The 17,427-nt window shown below is 64.1% G+C and carries 18 protein-coding genes; 14 read left to right on the top strand and 4 right to left on the bottom strand.

Annotation, left to right across the window (positions count from 1 at the left end):
• On the bottom strand, window positions 1-1,122 hold the full coding sequence (locus VSX60_RS15075; RefSeq protein WP_327625069.1) for a metallophosphoesterase family protein: 1,122 nt from the start codon (window positions 1,120-1,122) through the stop codon (window positions 1-3).
• A gap of 207 nt (window positions 1,123-1,329) precedes the next feature.
• Here VSX60_RS15075 and ku point away from each other — a divergent pair, with 207 nt between their 5' ends.
• From ku to VSX60_RS15055, 4 genes are all read left to right on the top strand, one after another.
• Window positions 1,330-2,280, top strand: coding sequence for a non-homologous end joining protein Ku (ku, locus tag VSX60_RS15070; protein ID WP_327625068.1), 951 nt, complete (start codon window positions 1,330-1,332; stop codon window positions 2,278-2,280).
• An 11-nt stretch (window positions 2,281-2,291) separates the two neighbouring features.
• A complete protein-coding gene (ligD, locus tag VSX60_RS15065; protein ID WP_327625067.1) occupies window positions 2,292-4,877 on the top strand; it encodes a DNA ligase D in 2,586 nt (861 codons plus the stop codon).
• Between the two features lie 72 nt (window positions 4,878-4,949).
• The gene (locus VSX60_RS15060) at window positions 4,950-5,486 is read left to right on the top strand and encodes a gamma carbonic anhydrase family protein (protein WP_327625066.1); all 537 of its coding nucleotides are present in this window, start codon (window positions 4,950-4,952) and stop codon (window positions 5,484-5,486) included.
• Window positions 5,487-5,610: 124 nt separating this feature from the next.
• On the top strand, window positions 5,611-6,726 hold the full coding sequence (locus tag VSX60_RS15055; protein ID WP_327625065.1) for a pyridoxal phosphate-dependent aminotransferase: 1,116 nt from the start codon (window positions 5,611-5,613) through the stop codon (window positions 6,724-6,726).
• Window positions 6,727-6,735: 9 nt separating this feature from the next.
• Here the strand turns inward: VSX60_RS15055 and VSX60_RS15050 are convergent, their stop codons facing one another.
• Window positions 6,736-7,008, bottom strand: a complete 273-nt coding sequence (locus tag VSX60_RS15050) for a sel1 repeat family protein (protein ID WP_327625064.1) — start codon at window positions 7,006-7,008, stop codon at window positions 6,736-6,738.
• A gap of 366 nt (window positions 7,009-7,374) precedes the next feature.
• On the opposite strand from VSX60_RS15050, the gene VSX60_RS15045 reads away from it, so the two are divergent.
• A complete protein-coding gene (locus VSX60_RS15045) occupies window positions 7,375-7,722 on the top strand; it encodes a DUF2147 domain-containing protein (protein WP_327625063.1) in 348 nt (115 codons plus the stop codon).
• A gap of 133 nt (window positions 7,723-7,855) precedes the next feature.
• Complete coding sequence (locus VSX60_RS15040) at window positions 7,856-8,194, top strand: DUF2147 domain-containing protein (RefSeq protein WP_327625062.1); 339 nt, start codon at window positions 7,856-7,858, stop codon at window positions 8,192-8,194.
• A gap of 92 nt (window positions 8,195-8,286) precedes the next feature.
• On the opposite strand, the gene VSX60_RS15035 is transcribed toward VSX60_RS15040, so the two are convergent.
• Window positions 8,287-9,000 (bottom strand): glutathione S-transferase N-terminal domain-containing protein, encoded by a 714-nt coding sequence (locus VSX60_RS15035; RefSeq protein WP_327625061.1) that lies wholly within the window; start codon window positions 8,998-9,000, stop codon window positions 8,287-8,289.
• Window positions 9,001-9,183: 183 nt separating this feature from the next.
• Here VSX60_RS15035 and VSX60_RS15030 point away from each other — a divergent pair, with 183 nt between their 5' ends.
• The 5 genes from VSX60_RS15030 (at window position 9,184) to VSX60_RS15010 (ending at window position 12,655) form a co-directional block, all read left to right on the top strand.
• Window positions 9,184-9,372, top strand: a complete 189-nt coding sequence (locus VSX60_RS15030; protein ID WP_327625060.1) for a hypothetical protein — start codon at window positions 9,184-9,186, stop codon at window positions 9,370-9,372.
• A 44-nt stretch (window positions 9,373-9,416) separates the two neighbouring features.
• Complete coding sequence (locus tag VSX60_RS15025; protein ID WP_327625059.1) at window positions 9,417-10,919, top strand: AMP nucleosidase; 1,503 nt, start codon at window positions 9,417-9,419, stop codon at window positions 10,917-10,919.
• Between the two features lie 7 nt (window positions 10,920-10,926).
• The gene (locus VSX60_RS15020; RefSeq protein ID WP_327625058.1) at window positions 10,927-11,967 is read left to right on the top strand and encodes an endonuclease/exonuclease/phosphatase family protein; all 1,041 of its coding nucleotides are present in this window, start codon (window positions 10,927-10,929) and stop codon (window positions 11,965-11,967) included.
• Between the two features lie 98 nt (window positions 11,968-12,065).
• Window positions 12,066-12,320 carry a type II toxin-antitoxin system HicA family toxin gene (locus tag VSX60_RS15015; protein ID WP_327625057.1) on the top strand — a complete coding sequence of 85 codons (255 nt, stop codon included), beginning with the start codon at window positions 12,066-12,068 and terminating at the stop codon, window positions 12,318-12,320.
• A complete protein-coding gene (locus VSX60_RS15010; RefSeq protein ID WP_327625055.1) occupies window positions 12,317-12,655 on the top strand; it encodes a type II toxin-antitoxin system HicB family antitoxin in 339 nt (112 codons plus the stop codon). Before VSX60_RS15015 ends, VSX60_RS15010 begins: the two co-directional genes overlap by 4 nt.
• Before the next feature lie 46 nt (window positions 12,656-12,701).
• Here the strand turns inward: VSX60_RS15010 and VSX60_RS15005 are convergent, their stop codons facing one another.
• Window positions 12,702-14,363 (bottom strand): electron transfer flavoprotein-ubiquinone oxidoreductase, encoded by a 1,662-nt coding sequence (locus tag VSX60_RS15005; RefSeq protein ID WP_327625053.1) that lies wholly within the window; start codon window positions 14,361-14,363, stop codon window positions 12,702-12,704.
• Window positions 14,364-14,583: 220 nt separating this feature from the next.
• On the opposite strand from VSX60_RS15005, the gene VSX60_RS15000 reads away from it, so the two are divergent.
• The 3 genes from VSX60_RS15000 to VSX60_RS14990 all read left to right on the top strand — a co-directional run bounded on the left by VSX60_RS15000 (window position 14,584) and on the right by VSX60_RS14990 (window position 17,269).
• A complete protein-coding gene (locus tag VSX60_RS15000; RefSeq protein WP_327625052.1) occupies window positions 14,584-14,913 on the top strand; it encodes a DMT family transporter in 330 nt (109 codons plus the stop codon).
• 65 nt (window positions 14,914-14,978) lie between these two features.
• Window positions 14,979-15,878, top strand: coding sequence for a uracil-DNA glycosylase (locus VSX60_RS14995; protein WP_327625051.1), 900 nt, complete (start codon window positions 14,979-14,981; stop codon window positions 15,876-15,878).
• An 80-nt stretch (window positions 15,879-15,958) separates the two neighbouring features.
• Entirely contained in the window at window positions 15,959-17,269 is a 1,311-nt protein-coding gene (locus tag VSX60_RS14990; protein ID WP_327625050.1) for an MFS transporter, read from the top strand.
• Window positions 17,270-17,427: the final 158 nt, after the last annotated feature.

The following is a 17,427-nucleotide window of genomic DNA, read 5'->3' as shown; positions in this document are numbered from 1 at the left end:
CTAATCGCTCCCCGAGAGGCGCCGATGTTCGACATAGGCCATCCGCAGGGCCAGCTGGGCCGCCGCGCGCTCGGGGTCTTGCGGATCGGCGGCCTTCGCCCGCAGCCGTTCGATCGCGACGCGCACGAATCCGCCAACGTCGATATGGTCGAGATCCTCCTCGTCCGGCTCGTCCAGAAGGCCTTCGTCCGACAAGCGCAGATCGAACAGGCGCGCCTGCCAGCCTGCGAGCGCTTCATCGAGCCGAACCCGCTCGCGCAGCGACAGGCTGCCGGACAGCGTCAGGTCGAGCAGCGTCTCGCCCGGACGCGTCAACGCCGCAAGCGCATCTTCGAGCGCGCCGATGCCGCCGTCCAGTCGCACATCCATCGACCGCCAATCGAAACGCGCGATGCGGACTCGCTCGATCCGCGGCGCGACGCCGGGCGCGTCGATCTCCACGATCGCGACGTGACCCGGCGCATTGGCGGGATAGCGGTCCGGCTCAGGGGTCCCGGAATAGACGGTGCGCGGCGCGATCTCGACGAAGCCATGCCAATCGCCGAGCGCGAGATAGTCGAGTTTCGCCCTGTCGGCGCGATCGTCGGCGATCGGATTGCCGGCTTCGGCCTTCTCCGGCAGCCGATTGAGCACCGCGCCATGGGCAAGGCCGACGCGCACCGCATGGGAGGGCGTTGCCGCGTGATCGAACCATTCGGTGAGATCGGCCCCCTCGCGGCGGCGAGTCAGCGGCGCCGGGAGGATGACGAGCGCCCCGTCCTTCAGAACCACCGGCTCGGGGCGATCCGCGATCATGATCGTCGCCCTGGTCGTTAGCCGGCGGAGGCGGGTCCAGACCGAAACGCTCAGCGCGGCGTCGTGATTGCCGGGCAGCATGATCCATGGGCCACCGAAACCGGCCATGGCGTCGAGCGTGCGGTTGAGGTCACGATCCGGCACGGTATTGTCGTCGAAGGCGTCGCCGGCTACGAGCACGGCGTCGCAACCGCGCTCCTCGGCCAGCGCGGCGATGCGGGCGACGGCGGCGAAACGCTCGGCGCGCAGTTCGCCCCGGCGGTCGGGCTCGAAATTGCCGAACGGCTTGCCGATCTGCCAGTCTGCGGTGTGAAGGATTCGGATCAAGGGCAGCGCCTTGGCTGATTCATCGATTGTCTCTGCTTAACCGCGCACCTGCCCTTGGCAAGAGGGGACGAAGCGCGCCTCGATTTTTCAGGCCCCCCGGGACGCCTGCCGGGCGGCGCGGGAATGCTCACGGCTCGCCGGAACGAGTCGGGCCTTCACGCCGTTCTGTCTCCCGTAGCGGCAGTCATCGTGTCCGGAGTTAAAAAAATGGCGCCACGTCCCATCTGGAAAGGGCAGATTCGCCTGTCGCTTGTCTCGATTCCCGTCGAAATGTTCTCGGCCACCCAGACCGGTGCGTCGATCAGCTTCCGCCAGATCCACCGGGAGAGCGGCAAGCGCATTCATTACGACAAGGTCGTCGAGGGGATCGGTCCGGTCGACAAGGACGAGATCGTCAAGGGCTACGAAATCAGCAAGGACGAATATGTTCTCCTGACCGACGAGGAGATCGAGGACGTCAAGCTGGAGACGAAAAAGACGCTGGAACTCGTCCAGTTCGTCGATACCTGCTCCATCCCGCCGCTGTATTTCGACAAACCCTATTACGTCGTGCCCCAGGACGAACTTGCCGAGGATGCGTTCCGGGTGGTGCGCGACGCGTTACGCCAGTCGCAGAAGACCGGCCTTGGCCAGCTCTCGCTACGCGGCAAGGAGTATCTCATTGCGCTGCGCCCGTGCGGCAACGGCCTCCTGCTCGAGACGCTGCACTATGAGGACGAGGTCCGCAAATCGGATTCGATCTTCTCCGACATCTCCGATGCGGAGACCGACGAAGACCTGCTCGACGTCGCCACCCAGCTCATCGCCAAGAAATCCGCGCCCTTCGACGCATCCGCTTTCAAGAACCACTACACCGACGCGCTGAAGAAACTGATCGCCGAGAAGCGCAAGAAGGGTGGCAAGGCGACGATCGCCATCGAGGAAGACGAACCGGCACCATCCGACCGAGGCAGCAACGTGGTCGACCTGATGGCGACGTTGAAGAAGAGCCTGGAAGGCGACGGCGGTTCCGCCGGGGTGAAGGCTGCGGCAGCGAGGGATCGGAAGCCACCCGCCAAAGCACGGGCGACAAAGTCGCCCGCCGCCGCCTCGGGCAAATCCGCGAAGTCCGCGAAACCGGCCACGAAGAGTCCGTCCAGCCGGCGCAAAAGCGCCTGAGGATCGGCGCGATGGCAGCAAAGGGCGACGAGCTCCTCGGCACCTACCGTGAGAAACGGGATTTCTCCAAGACCCGTGAACCCTCGGGATCGGCAAATCCGCCTCCCGGCGATGGCGCCTTGTTCTTCTGCGTCCAGAAGCACGCCGCGACCCGGCTTCATTACGACTTCCGCATCGAATGGGACGGCGTTCTGAAAAGCTGGGCGGTGACCAAGGGCCCCAGCCTCGATCCGGCCGCCAAGCGCCTGGCGGTCAGGACCGAGGACCACCCGATGGATTACGGGACCTTCGAGGGCACCATTCCGAAGGGCCAATATGGCGGCGGCACGGTCATGCTCTGGGACCGGGGTTCCTGGGAGCCGCTGGAAGACCCGGAAAAGGGTTTCGAGAAAGGCAGCCTGAAGATGCGCCTGTCCGGCGAGCGGATGCGGGGCAACTGGGCGCTGGTGCGCATGAAGCCACGCGAAAAGGAGACGCGCGAGAACTGGCTGCTGATCAAGGAAAAGGACGAGGCGGTGGACCGGCGTCGCAACCTCCTCAGCGCCGACACCAGCATCAAGACCGGCCGCACTATGGCGGCGATCGCCAAGGGCGACGAAAGCTGGGCCGAGACCCGGCGCCCCGGCGAGCCCGCAGCCAGGTCCAGCCGAACCGGCGCCAAGCAGGCGGCCGAGACGAAGACGGAAGCAAAGTCCTCCCCCTCCCTGCCGCTCCCGCGATTCCATGCGCCACAGCTGGCCACGCTGGTCGACGCCGCTCCCGACGGCGGCGACTGGCTGCACGAGATGAAATATGATGGCTACCGCGTCATCATCGCGGTCGGCAAAGGGCAGGTGCGGTGTTGGACCCGCAACGAAAAGGACTGGACCGACAAGTTCGGGCCGGTCGCCGAGGCCGCGAGGGAGCTCGATTGCGGCAATGCCCTGATCGACGGCGAGATCGTCGCCTTCGACGCCAAAGGCAAGACCGACTTCTCGACACTGCAGCGGCATCTCGGCGAGGGCGGCCCCCTCGCCTGTTTCTGCTTCGACGTGCTGCATCTGGACGGCAAGGATCTGACCAAACGGCCGCTGACCGAGCGCAAGATCGCGCTGAAGGCGCTCCTGGATCGCACGCCCTCCGATCTGCTTCTTTATAGCGAGCACATTTTGGGCAGCGGCCCGGCGGTGTTTGAGAAGATTTGCGGAGCGGGTCACGAGGGCATTATCGCCAAGCGCGCCGATGCACCCTACCGGTCCGGGCGTAGCAAGTCCTGGCTGAAGGTCAAATGCACAAGGCGACAGGAATTCGTCATTGGCGGCTGGTCACCGTCGGAAAAGAAGGGCCGCGCCTTCTCCTCGATCCTTGTTGGAGTCATGGAGGACGGACGCCTGCGCTATCGCGGCCGGGTCGGCTCCGGTTTCGATCAACAGACGCTGGAGGACCTCGCGGAGCGCTTCGACGACCTCTCCCGCCAGACCTCGCCCTTCGATGCGATTCCGAATGATGTCGAGCGCGGTGCCCATTTCGTCACCCTGAAGCTCGTTGCGGAGATCGATTTCGCCGAGTTCACCGCCGACGGCCATATCCGCCACGGCGTGTTCAAGGGGCTGCGCGAAGACAAGGCGGCCGAAGCCGTGACGGACGAGCGGCCGCAGCCGATGCAAGCCACGCGCCCAAAACGTGTGCCCGATGGCAACGCCTCCGCCTCGCGTCGCTCCGGCAGCGCGCCCACCACCGTCGCCGGTGTCAGGCTCACCAGCCCGGATCGCGTGGTTTACGACAGTCAGGGCGTCACCAAGCTCGATCTGGCGCATTACTATGAAGCAGTGGCCGCGCGCATGCTGGAGCATGCCGGCAACCGCCCGGTCTCACTGGTGCGCTGCCCGCAGGGGCGAAACAAGCACTGCTTCTTCCAGAAGCACGACACCGGTGGCTTCCCTGACGCCGTGAAGACGGTGGCCGTGCCGGAAAAAGACGGCGGCACCGCCGATTATCTGACCATGCCCGATTCTGCTGCCCTCGTCGGGGCGGTGCAGATGAGCACGCTGGAATTCCACATCTGGGGCGCACGCAACGATCGGTTGGAAAAGCCCGACCGGCTGGTCTTCGACCTCGATCCGGACGAAGGCCTGGGCTTTGCCGACGTGCAGACGGCGGCCGTCGATCTCCGCGACCGTCTCGCCGATCTCGGCCTCCAGAGCTTTGCCATGGTCACCGGCGGCAAGGGCGTGCATGTGGTCGTGCCGCTCGAACGGCGGCAGGGCTGGACGGAGTTGAAGGCCTTCGCCAAGGGCTTTGCCGCGAGGCAAGCCGACACCGAGCCGGAGCGTTTCGTCGCCACCATGTCCAAGGCCAAGCGGAAGGGCCGAATCTTCATCGACTGGCTGCGCAACGAGCGCGGCGCGACCGCCATCACTCCATACTCCACGCGCTCGCGCGCGAGCGCGCCCGTGGCAACGCCGGTCGGCTGGGACGAACTGGCGACGCTCGACGCAGCCAATGGCTTCGACATTGATGCGGTGCTGCAGCGGCTACAGGACGCCGACCCATGGGCGGATTACGGCTCCGTGCGTCAATCGATCACCAAGACGATGCTGTCGACCGTCGCCGGCTGACGGATCGTCAGAGCGCTTGATTCCGGCCCGCGCCTGACGCAATTTCGCCGCCGCAACCGAAGGAATTTGCTGATGCCCCTATATGCGCTCGACGGCGACCGACCCGAAACCTCGCCCCACAGCGAGGTCTTCGTCGCGCCCGGCGCCCATGTTATTGGGCGGGTGCGCCTCGGCAAGAACGCCAATATCTGGTTCGGCTCGGTGCTGCGCGGCGACAATGAATGGATGACGATCGGCGAGAACACCAACATCCAGGACAATTGCACCCTGCACAGCGACCCCGGTTTCCCGCTGACCATCGGCGCCGGCTGCACGATCGGCCACGGCGCCATCGTCCATGGCTGCACCATCGGCGAAAATTCGCTGATCGGCATGGGCGCGACGGTCCTCAACGGCGCCCGGATCGGCAAGAACTCGATCGTCGGCGCCAATGCACTGGTGACCGAGGGCAAGGAGTTTCCGGATAATTCGCTGATCGTCGGCGCACCGGCCAAGGTAGCGCGCACACTCGATGACGCGGCGGTCGCCGGGCTCAAGGCCGCGGCCGAGCACTATGTCGCCAACGCGCGACGCTTCGCCCAGGGGCTCGAGCGGATTGATCGGGAATGATACGGGGACGTCGTCGTCACGCCAGACGGATCGACAGGCGACCGCCGCGTTGAATCGAAATCACAGCGACTCCTCGTAGCCAATTGATTCCGCTTTGTGCGCTTAGCCCTTGATCCGGATCGCCATGACACTCTTCACCAGCCTCGCCCGGTCACTTCCCGCCACTATCCCCTTCGTCGGCCCGGAGGCGATCGAGCGCCGCACCGGGGTGCCGTTCAAGGCGCGGCTCGGCGCCAACGAAAGCGTCTTCGGCCCGTCGCCGAACGCCGTCGGGGCCATGGCCGAGGCGGCGCGCGGAAGCTGGGCCTATGGCGACCCGGAGAATTTCGAGCTGAAACAGGCGCTCGCCGACCATCTCGGCATCGGCTTCGACAATGTAACGGTCGGGGAAGGCATCGACGGGCTGCTCGGCTATCTGGTGCGGCTCACCTGCACGCCGGGCGACGTCGTGGTGACGTCACGCGGCGCCTATCCGACCTTCAACTATCACGCGGCCGGCTATGGGGCGTCCGTCGACTTCGTCCCCTACCGGTCGGACGATCATGAGGATATCGATGGTCTGATCGAGCGGGCCAGGGAACTGCGTCCGAAACTCGTCTATTTCGCCAACCCGGACAATCCGACCGGCTCCTGGCACGAGGCGAGGGCAGTCGAGCGCCTGATCGACGAAATTCCGGAGGAGGCGATTCTCGTTCTCGACGAGGCCTATAGCGATCTGGCGCCGGCGTCGGCGCTGCCGCCCATCACTCTGATGCGGCCCAATCTCCTGCGGTTTCGCACCTTCTCCAAAGCCTACGGCATGGCCGGCATGCGGATCGCCTATGCGATCGGAGAGGCCGACACCGTCGTTCAGTTCGACAAGGTGCGCAATCATTTCGGCGTGTCGCGCGTGGCGCAAGCCGGGGCATTGGCGGCGTTGAAGGATCAGGATTATCTGCGCGCGGCGGTGGCGAGGATCGTGGCGGCGAGGGATCGGCTGGCCGCTATCGCCCTGCGGGCCGGGCTGACGCCCCTGCCCTCGGCGGCGAATTTCGTCGCCATGGATTGCGGCGGCGATGGCGATTATGCCCGCGCGCTGCTCGAGGCGGTGATCCGCCGCGGCGTCTTCATTCGGATGCCGGGTGTGGCTCCGCTCGATCGGATGATCCGCGTCACGGTCGGACGGGACGAGGATCTCGCCCTGTTCGAGACCGCGCTTGCCGGCGCGATCGATGAAGTCGGCGCGCCCAAGGCCGGGTGACGTCGACGCTCAGTGAAGGGTCAGCCATTCGCGAGCGGCGCGTAGCGCCGCCGCGATCTCCGACTTCGACATCTGTCCGGCGATATCCTGGCGATGGAAGGCCGCATCCTCGGCGCCCTTGCGGTCGGCAAGATTGAAATACATGTGGGCGGCGATGAAATTCACCGCGCCATCGCGGCCCGAGGCCGCCCGCATACCAAGGTCGAGGAGGATGTCGGCGTCGACGAATGCGGCGCCGTTGACCGTCGGTTCGGAATAGTTCTGGAAGTCGATGCGAGCCATTGTCTTTGCGTCCCTGTCGCTATTGATCGGGCTGCTGTCCGATAGCGTCAGAATGACCGGCACGACTGAAAAGGCGATTAAAGTTCGAGCTTAATTAGACTTAAACATCGCCGACGGAAAAGCTTCCGTCATATTGCGTAACAGTATGAGACAAATAGGTTATTCCGAAAATCAACTCCAATCAGTCGGTTCTTGGCTTTACCGAACGCTAACCGCGTTTCCACAAGGGCCAGCGCCCGGCGCGGCGTTTCCGGCTCTTTGCCCCGCTCCGGGTCACTTGCGATTTTCCGCGATTCAATTACGCTTACGTCAAGGGAATATGGCGGACGGCAGCCTGTCGCCCGGTTGTTTCCGTGGGAGGAAGAAATGAGACGAGTATTCCTTGCGGCCGCGTGCTTCAGCCTTGCCATGGCCGGAGCGGCCCACGCCGATCCGATCGAGGGCAAATGGCGGATGCCGTCCGGCTATGACGCCAAGATCGCGCCCTGCGGCGGCGCCTTTTGCCTGACCTATACGAACGGCCCCTACAAGGGCAAAACCTTCGGCCAGATGCAGCCCAAGGGCGGCGGTCAATATGCCGGCTCGGTGACCGACTACACCAAGGGCGGCAAGCAATATTCCGGCAAGGGCAGCCTCTCCGGCAACACGCTGTCGATCTCGGGCTGTGTGCTCGGCGGCCTGTTCTGCCGATCGCAGAGCCTCAACCGTCTCTGACGGCGGCCGACTACTGGAAACTCTCACGATGCGCTCGGTCGCGTAATGCCGGCACTCCCGAGCCGGGCCACCGTGCTGCCCAAATCCGCCAATACTGTTCGCCTGGGGACGTCCCAGCGAACAGGAACAGAGCATGCGCCAGCTACTTCTCGCCGTCACGGCTATCGCGGCTATCACGTCGCCGACGCTGTCGGCCGAGCCGATCGTCGGCAAATGGCGCGCGCCGGAAGGCGGCATCGTCAGGGTGACGTCATGCGGCGACGCCTATTGCGCCAAGGTCATTACCGGCGAGCACAAGGGCAAGTCGGTCGGGCAGATGTCGGGGGCCGGCGTGGAATATATCGGCACCGTCACCGATCCGCGCGAGGACCGGACCTATAACGGCAGCGCGCGCGTGGAAGGTGGACAGCTGAAGCTGACCGGCTGCGCCTTGAAAATCTTCTGCAAGACGCAAATCTGGGTCCGCGTCTGAGACCGCCGGCGCGACTTTTCGTGAACCGACCCGCCGCAGTTTGCGGGCCGGCATCTCTGGCTGACCGCGACGAACGCGGCCCGCCTTTGTAGTCAGGCGCGGGCGCGCTGGCCGAACAGGACGCTCTGGGCGTTGCTGTCGGTGGCCAGGTTCATTTTCTCGCGCTCCTCTTTGCCGATGTCCAAACCCTTGGACACCGCCGGGCGCGATTTGACGACATCGAACCACCGCCGCAGATTCGGGAACTCCTCCAGATCCTGACCCTGGTTCTTGTACGGCACCACCCAACCGATCGCCGCCATGTCGGCGACAGAGTAGTCGGCGCCGCCGAGATAGTCGTTGTCCTTCAGGCGTCGGTTCATGACCCCGTAGAGCCGGTTCACCTCATTCGTATAACGGTCGATGCCATAGGCGATCTGCTCCGGCGCGTAATTGCGGAAGTGATGGGCTTGGCCCGCCATCGGGCCGAGGCCGCCGATCTGCCAGAACAGCCATTCTTCGACAGCGACCCGGGCCCGCTCCTCGGTCGGATAGAATTGGCCGAACTTGCGCCCGAGATATTGCAGGATTGCGCCTGACTCGAACACCGAGATCGGCGCGCCGCGCGGCCCCTCCGGATCGACGATCGCCGGCATCCGGTTGTTCGGGGAAATCGCCAGGAAGTCCGGTTTGAACTGGTCGCCCGCGCCGATATTGACGTATTCGATATCGTAAGGAACGCCGAGTTCCTCCAGCATGATGGAGATTTTCCAGCCGTTCGGCGTCGGCCAGTAATACAGCTTGATCGGATCGGTCTGCGTCGGCATCGCAAAAATTCCTGTCATCCCGGGTTGGCGTTACCCACCGACCTAGCGCCACGACGGCGAAGCGCAAAGCCGTATTTCGCCGGACGCTGCGTTCATCATCGGCATCCGGCCGGCGACACCGCTTCAGCTTCGGTTCAGGCAACCCGTGCAAACATGAGGAAAATCGTTTAGGACGACGCCATGATGACGCGATTGACAATCATCACCGCGCTGATCGCACTCTTTGGGGTGAGCTTCAGTTTTCTGGCCCAGAACTCCGTCAACCGCCCCGGCAGCGCCTTTGCCTCGGTTGCGGGAAGCGATTGCGGCTACCGGATCGGTATCGTCTGTCCGCTCGAACGCGATCCAACGACGACGCGGGCGAAATTTTAGGTCGCTCGTCTTCTCCGCGCCACGCCAGCCGGCTAAACCAAGGCATGACCAAGCCCTTTCCCTTGCCGGCCGATCCCAACTACCAGAGCCCCGAGCCAGCGCCGCCACGGCCCTTTAACGACGCGGAGGAGGCCGTGGCCGAACTCACCCGGCTTTACGACCGGTCGGTCGCCTTCCTGTCCGACACATTCGATGGCGTTCTGGAGAAGGGCCTCGGGGGCAAGCGCTACCGCGCCTACTACCCCGAGATCTCGCTGACGACGGCGACCCACGCCAAGGTCGATTCGCGCCTCGCCTTCGGGCACGTCGCGCGACCCGGCCGCTATGCCGCAACGATCACGCGACCCGACCTCTTCCACCACTATCTCATCGAGCAGATCGATCTCTTGATCCGCAATCACGGTCAGCCCGTCACGGTTAGCGATTCGACCACGCCGATCCCGCTGCATTTCGCCTTCGGGGAAGGATCCTACGTCGACGGAGGGTTGGCCGAGAAACTCGATCGCCCTTTGCGCGATATCTTCGACGTGCCCGACCTGGAGGCGACTGACGACCGGATCGTCAACGGCAATTTCGAGCCGCGCGACGGCGAAGCGCTGCCGCTCGCCCCATTTACTGCGCAACGGGTCGACTATTCGCTGCACCGGCTGTCGCATTACACCGCGACCCGACCGGAGCATTTTCAGAACTTCGTCCTGTTCACCAACTACCAGTTCTATGTCGACGAGTTCTGCATGCTGGCGCGCGAAATGATGGCGGAGGGCGGCGGCGGCTATACCGCCTTCGTCGAGCCTGGCAACGTCGTCACCCCGGCCGGCACGCGCGAGCCGGCCGAAGGCATGGCGCCGCTTCGGTTGCCGCAGATGCCCGCCTATCATCTGAAACGCGATGACGGCCACGGCATTACCATGGTCAATATCGGCGTCGGCCCCTCCAACGCCAAGACGATCACCGACCATATCGCGGTGCTGCGGCCGCATGCCTGGCTGATGCTCGGACACTGCGCGGGACTTCGCAACAGCCAGGAGCTCGGCGACTACGTACTTGCCCATGCCTATGTGCGTGAGGACCATGTTCTCGACGCCGACCTGCCGCTGTGGGTGCCGATCCCGGCGCTGGCCGAGGTGCAGGTGGCGCTGGAGCAAGCGGTTGAGGAAATCACCGGCCTGTCGGGCTACGAATTGAAGAAGATCATGCGGACCGGCACCGTCGCGACGATCGACAACCGCAATTGGGAATTGCGCGATCACAAGGAGCCGGTGGAACGCCTGTCGCAGTCTCGGGCCATCGCCCTCGACATGGAATCGGCGACGATCGCGGCGAACGGTTTTCGTTTCCGCGTTCCCTACGGCACCCTGCTCTGCGTCTCCGACAAGCCGCTGCATGGCGAGTTGAAATTGCCGGGGATGGCGACGGAATTCTACAAGCGGCAGGTCTCACAGCATTTGCGGATCGGCATGCGCGCCCTCGAGCTGATGTCGGAGGTGCCTTCCGAGCGGGTGCATTCGCGCAAGCTCCGCTCGTTCTTCGAGACCGCGTTCCAGTAGGCGCCTCATGTCGGCCGCTCGCCCCCGCCCCTCCGACCGGCGCCGCGTCAGCCGCGCCCTTGCCCAGGCGCTCGCGCTTGCCGCGGCTTTGGCGTTCGCCAGCGGCTATTTCGGCGACATCGTCCCGTTCTTCGATACGCTGGCCCATTTTCGCGCGCATCTCGCCGTGCTCTTGTTGCTCGCCGGGCTCGCGCTGCTTGTCATCCGACCTGTCACGGCGGGTCTGGCGGCGATCATTCTCGGCGCGTTCGGTCTTTTCTCGGTTTATCCGACCATGCTGCCCGCCGCCTCATTGGCGTCGGCGCCCGGCGGCACGGCTCGCTACACGCTTTTGCAAATGAATCTGCGCTGGAGCGCCACCGATCGCACAGCGGCAATTCGGCTCATTGGGGAGCTTTCACCCGACGTCGTGACCCTGCAGGAGGCGCGGAAAGAGTGGCGGCCGCTGCTGCAATCCCTCTCCGCGCGATATCCCTACCGGTTCGATTGCACCGGCCCCCGCGCCTATTTCGACGTCGTCATCCTGTCGCGTCGGCCCTTCGCGAGCGACGATCCGGGGGATTGCGATCGTCCCGGGACATTCGCCAGCCGAACCGTCGATTTCAACGGACAAGCGCTCACCATTGCCACCCAACATTTGACCTGGCCCTGGCCGGGAAAGCAGTGGCGCCAGCTCGGGCAGCTTCAAGACCGTCTCCGGCGACTTCGCCGGCTCGGGACGCCCGTCCTCATTGCCGGCGACTTCAACGCCGCCCCCTGGAGCGCTGCGCTCAGGACCTACGCCGCCGCGAGCGGCACGGACATCGTGCCGAATGTCGGGCCAAGTTGGTTCTTCCAGCCCTTCACCAGACGGCTCGCGCCCTATGCGGGACTGCCGATCGACAATATTCTCGCTTCGCCCGGCATCGACATTCTCGACGTCGCGCGGCAACCGGCGACCGGCTCAGACCATCTCCCGCTGCTGGTGACCTTCGGTGTCGACAGCGCCCTGCCCGGCATTGTCGAACCGCAGCGATCGATAGTGGAACGACGCGCTCTGGATGATTGATCCGGCCTCGTCGACGTCGCATTTGCGCGGTATGCCCTCCCCTTTCATGCTAGCATTTTCCGCTTGCATTCCATCGCACCGAGCACGATATTGCTTGCATGAATAGCAAGCATCGCAGGACGCTGGTCGCCATCTTCGCGGAGCCCGTTTCCGGTTCCCTGGATTGGGCGTCCATCGAAGCGCTTCTCATGTCCGTCGGATGTGAGTTGGTTGAAGGTTCCGGGTCGCGCGTGCGGTTCAACTCCGACGGCGCCGTCGCAACATTTCATCGGCCGCACCCCGCCAAGGAAGCCAAACGTTACCAGATACGAGCGGCCCGCGATTACCTCATCAAGATTGGAATCGAGCCATGAACACGATGTCCTACAAAGGCTACGCGGCCCGTGTCGAATACGACGATGCGGACGAGATTTTCTTCGGCCGCATCGCCGGGATCGATGACGGTGTGACGTTTCACGCCGACACCGTTCCAGAACTCAAGGCGGCTTTCCACGATGCCGTGGATGACTATGTCGAAACTTGCGCGAAAATCGGAAAGGCGCCGCAAAAGCCCTATTCGGGTCGCGTGATGTTCCGCATATCGCCGGAGATCCACGCCAAGGCGGCGCGTGCCGCGGAGCTTTCCGGCAAGAGCCTCAACCAGTGGGCGGAAGAGGTCTTGCGCAGAGCCTCGGAAATTGCCGCCTGATCGACCAGAAAAGTAGCCGCAGGATCGCGACCAGGTCAGCCTCGCCTCACATCACCTGATAGACCGGCCCCTCGCCGCCCTGGGGCGGAACCCAGTTGATGTTCTGGTTGGGATCCTTGATGTCGCAGGTCTTGCAGTGGACGCAGTTCTGGGCGTTGATCACGAACGTCTCGGCGCCGTTCTCCTCGACCCATTCATAGACGCCGGCCGGACAATAGCGCTGCGACGGGCCGGCATAGACCGCCCATTCGGACGAATGCTGCAGCGCCGGATCCTTCACCTGCAGGTGGACCGGCTGGTCCTCCTCGTGATTGGTGTTGGACAGATAGACCGACGAGACCTTGTCGAAGGTCAAGACGCCATCGGGTTTCGGGTATGCGATCTTTTCGTGCTTGTCCGCCGGCTCCAGGCAGGCGTAATCCGGCTTGCCGTGCTTTTGCGTGCCGAAGAAGGAAAATCCGAACAGCGAATTGGTCCACATATCGAGGCCGCCGAGCGCGATGCCGAGCATCGTGCCGTATTTCGACCAGAGCGGCTTGACGTTGCGGACCGGCTTCAGGTCGTCGCCGATCGGGGACGTGCGCCACTCGTCTTCATACGCAGCCAGCCGATCGTGCGAACGGCCGGCCTTGATCGCCTCGGCCGCCTTTTCCGCCGCCAGCATGCCGGATGTCATGGCGTTGTGGGCGCCCTTGATGCGCGGCACGTTGACGAAGCCGGCCGAGCAACCGATCAGCGCGCCACCTGGGAACACCAACTTCGGCACCGACTGCCACCCGCCCTCGGTAATCGCGCGGGCGCCATAGGCGATGCGCTTGCCGCCCTCGAGCAGCTTGGCCACGTCGGCGTGGGTCTTGAACCGCTGGAATTCGTCGAAAGGCGAGAGATACGGGTTCTTGTAGTTCAGGTGCATGACGAAGCCGACGTAAACCTGATTGTCGCCGAGATGGTAGAGGAACGATCCGCCGCCGGTGCCGCCGTCGAGCGGCCAGCCGAAGGAGTGCTGGACGAGGCCAGGCTTCGACTTCGACGGCTCGATCTCCCAGAGCTCTTTCAAGCCGATGCCGAACTTTTGCGGTTCGCGTCCCTCGTCGAGCCCATAGGCCTTGATCAGCTGCTTGGCGAGCGAGCCGCGGACGCCTTCGCCGATCATCACGTATTTGCCCATCAGCGCCATGCCGCGCTGGTAGCTTGGTCCGGGCTGACCCTCGCGTGTCACGCCCATGTCGCCGGTCGCGACGCCAATCACCGCGTTCGACTCGTCATAAAGAATCTCGGACGCGGCGAAGCCAGGATAGATCTCGACGCCGAGCGCCTCGGCCTTTTCCGCCATCCATTTGCAGACGAGGCCGAGCGAAACGACGAAATTGCCGTGATTGCCCATCAGCTTCGGCATCAGGAAGTTCGGCAGGCGGATCGAGCCTTGCGGGCCGTAGAAATAGAATCGGTCGTCGGTTACTTCGGTCTTGATCGGCGTCTCTTCCAGTCGCCATTCCGGCAACAGACGATCCAGCGCCGACGGGTCGAGAACGTTGCCGGACAGAATGTGAGCGCCAACTTCCGCGCCCTTTTCCAGGACCACCACCGTCAGTTCGGGATCGAGCTGCTTCAGGCGAATGGCAGCCGCCAATCCGGCCGGACCGGCTCCCACGATGACCACGTCGAAGTCCATCGATTCGCGTTCGGGCAGAGTTTCGGCTTCACTCATCGTCTCATCCCTTGTCCCGGTTCCCGCCGATCGCTGCGGCTGCATGGCCAGCGACCGCACCGATCGCCCTACACTAGCGCTCCCGCGTGTCCGGACGAGTTCTATCGTGATCGCCCTTGACGTCAATCCGGTGATGCGAAGCTCTATTGGGCTCCGTCCCGCTTGACCGCAGCGCGCGTGGCGGTGCTAGACAGCGGTGTCGATCGCGCGGGGGGCGGATTTGAATTTTCTCTATCTGAGTGTTGCGATCGTTTGCGAAATCATCGGAACGACCGCGCTGAAGTCTTCCTTTGGCTTCACCCGCCTCGTGCCGTCGCTGGTAACGGTCGGCGCCTATGTGCTGGCCTTCTATTTCCTGTCGCTGCCGCTTCGCACCCTGCCGGTTGGCATCGTCTATGCCATCTGGTCGGGCACCGGAATCGTGCTTCTGGCGCTCATCGACCTGTTCTGGTTCCGGCTGTCGATCGATTTCGCCGGCTTCGCCGGTGTGGCCCTGATCCTCGCGGGCGTCATCGTCATCAACGTGTTTTCGCAGACCGTCGGCCATTGAGAGCACGCGCGCAAGTTCCCGGGCAAGCCGTCGCGCCGCGTGCCCGAATGGGCTAGGAAGACGCCATGAGCGCCGAGATTCAATCGACCGACAACCACGCGGCCATCGCCCTGCTCGAATGGTATCGCGCGGCCGGGATCGACGTCGTTCTGGACGAGCGGCCGCGCGACCGTTTCGCCGAGACCCAAGTCGAGATCGAAGCGAGACGCGCGCGCAACGCAAGTCCACAGACCCGGCCCGAATCCGCCGGCCCCGCTCGCACGCCGGCGGCCATCGCGAAGCCCGTCGCGAGCCCGTCGGACAGCGCCGCGTTTCCAACCCCGCGGGTCGCCGTGCCGGACGATGTCGCCGTTGCCGACGCCCGGGAACGCGCGCGCTCGGCCGCCGACCTCGCCGAGCTGCAGGTCGCGCTCGAGGCCTTCGACGGCTGCAATCTGCGTATCACCGCGAAGTCGACCGTCTTCGGCGACGGCAGCGAGACCGCCGACGTGATGTTTGTCGGAGAGGCCCCCGGCCGGGAGGAGGACGCGGCGGGTGTCCCCTTCGTTGGCCGCTCGGGCCAGCTGCTCAATCGGATGCTGGCGGCGATCGGACTGGAGCGGGAAGCCGTCCGGGTGACCAATACCGTGCCTTGGCGCCCGCCCGGCAATCGGCCACCGACACCCGCCGAGACGCTGATCTGCCTGCCATTCGTGCAGCGCCATATCGAGTTGGTGCAACCGAAGATCCTCGTCTGCCTCGGTTCGCCCGCCTCCAAGGCGCTCCTTGGCTCGCAGGAGGGTATTCTGCGCATCCGTGGACAATGGACGCGCTATAGTTTCGGAGTCGAGGCCGACCAGGCCATCGACGCGACGGCGATGCTTCACCCCGCCTATCTGCTGCGCCAGCCCGCGCAAAAGCGACTGAGCTGGCGTGACTTGCTGACGCTGAAAACCCGGCTTGCGGAGGAACGCGGGGCGGGGTGAACGCCAGTTGGACAAATGTCGCAAATGGCACTCGCCAAATCACCTCCAGAAGCCTAGCTGTCCGGCCAAAGCGCGACGCCGTGCCGACACGCAAAGCCAAGGCCAATCCCATGCCCGTGCCCGTCCAGATCCTGCCGATCGTCTCGCTGCTTCTCTCGACCTTCTTTCTGATGGCGGGCGCGGGTTTGATGGGCATCCTCCTGCCGGTTCGCGGCTCGATCGAGGGCTGGTCGAGCTATCAAATCGGCGCTTTCGGCACCAGTTACGCCATCGCCTTCACGCTCGGCTGCTTCGTGATGCCGCTGATCGTGCGCCGGGCCGGGCATGTGCGGACCTTCTCGAGTCTCGCCGCGTTGCTGGCGATCTCGGTACTCTTATGCGCAATCTTCCTCGATCCAATCGCCTGGATCTTCTTTCGCGCCCTCGCCGGCTTTGCCTTGGCCGGCACCTACATGGTCGTCGAAAGCTGGCTTAACGAGCGCGTCACCAACGAGACCCGAGGGACGATCTTTTCGGTCTATATGATCGTCACCATGGCGGCGATGATGGGCGGTCAATACGTCATGCCATTGAGCCGACCCGAACTCGCCATTCCTTTCATGCTCTGCGCCATTTTGTTCGCACTGGCGGTGATCCCGACGGCCATGTCGCAGGCCCCCTCCCCGAAGCCACTGACCACCGTGAAAATCGATCTGCGTCTGATCTTCCGCAATTCGCCGGTGGCTTTCATCGGTGTGTTATTGGCTGGCGTTCTTTCCGGCGCATGGAACAATATGGCGCCGGTGTTCGGCCAGAAGGCCGGTCTTTCCACGACGGAGATCGCCACTCTCGTCGTCGCGGCGATGGCTGGCGGCATCGTGTTCCAGGTGCCGCTCGGACGTATCTCGGACATGGTCGACCGGCGTTATGTCATGTCCGCCGCCGGGCTGATCGGCGTCGCGGGTGCAACGGCGGGCGTGTACGTCGCAGACGCCGGGGCCATCGCGCTTTTCGTCGTCGCCTTCGTCCTCGGCGGCATCATCTACCCGACCTATTCGCTCGCCGTTGCCCACGCCAACGACTACGCCGCCGACGAGGACTTCGTGAAGATCTCCAGTGGCCTGCTCATCCTCTATGGGATCGGGACGATGATCGGACCGCTCTACGCCGCCTATCTCATGGAGACCTTCGGCCCGCGGGGCATCTTCCAGTCGATCGGAACGGCTGCGGCACTCTATGCCGCCTATGCGTTCTATCGCACTTTCCGGCGGGTCTCGCTGCCGGCCGACGAGCGGGCCGACTTCCAGACGACGCCGCTCGCCCGCACGCAGACTCCGACGAGCTTTGCGCTCGACCCGCGCGCCGAGGCGCCACAGGAATTCGACGAAGCCGAGCCCTTGCCCGTCAAATGAAAAGGGCGGCCCCTGCGAGCCGCCCCCATTCAACCTTGGCGAAATACGCGATTAGAGCATCCGGCGAATAATTTGAATCGACGGGTTCCCATTTGATGTTCGGTTTGATTCTCTGTGAGCAGGAGGTGCTTCATGGGAAAGGCTGTTTCATCAGATTT

The sequence above is a fragment of the Aurantimonas sp. A3-2-R12 genome, from assembly GCF_036016755.1.
In the GTDB taxonomy this organism is placed as follows: Bacteria; Pseudomonadota; Alphaproteobacteria; order Rhizobiales; family Rhizobiaceae; genus Aurantimonas; species Aurantimonas coralicida_A.
The sequence above is the reverse complement of the archived record's forward strand: the minus strand, read 5'-3'. Positions and strand labels throughout refer to the sequence as shown.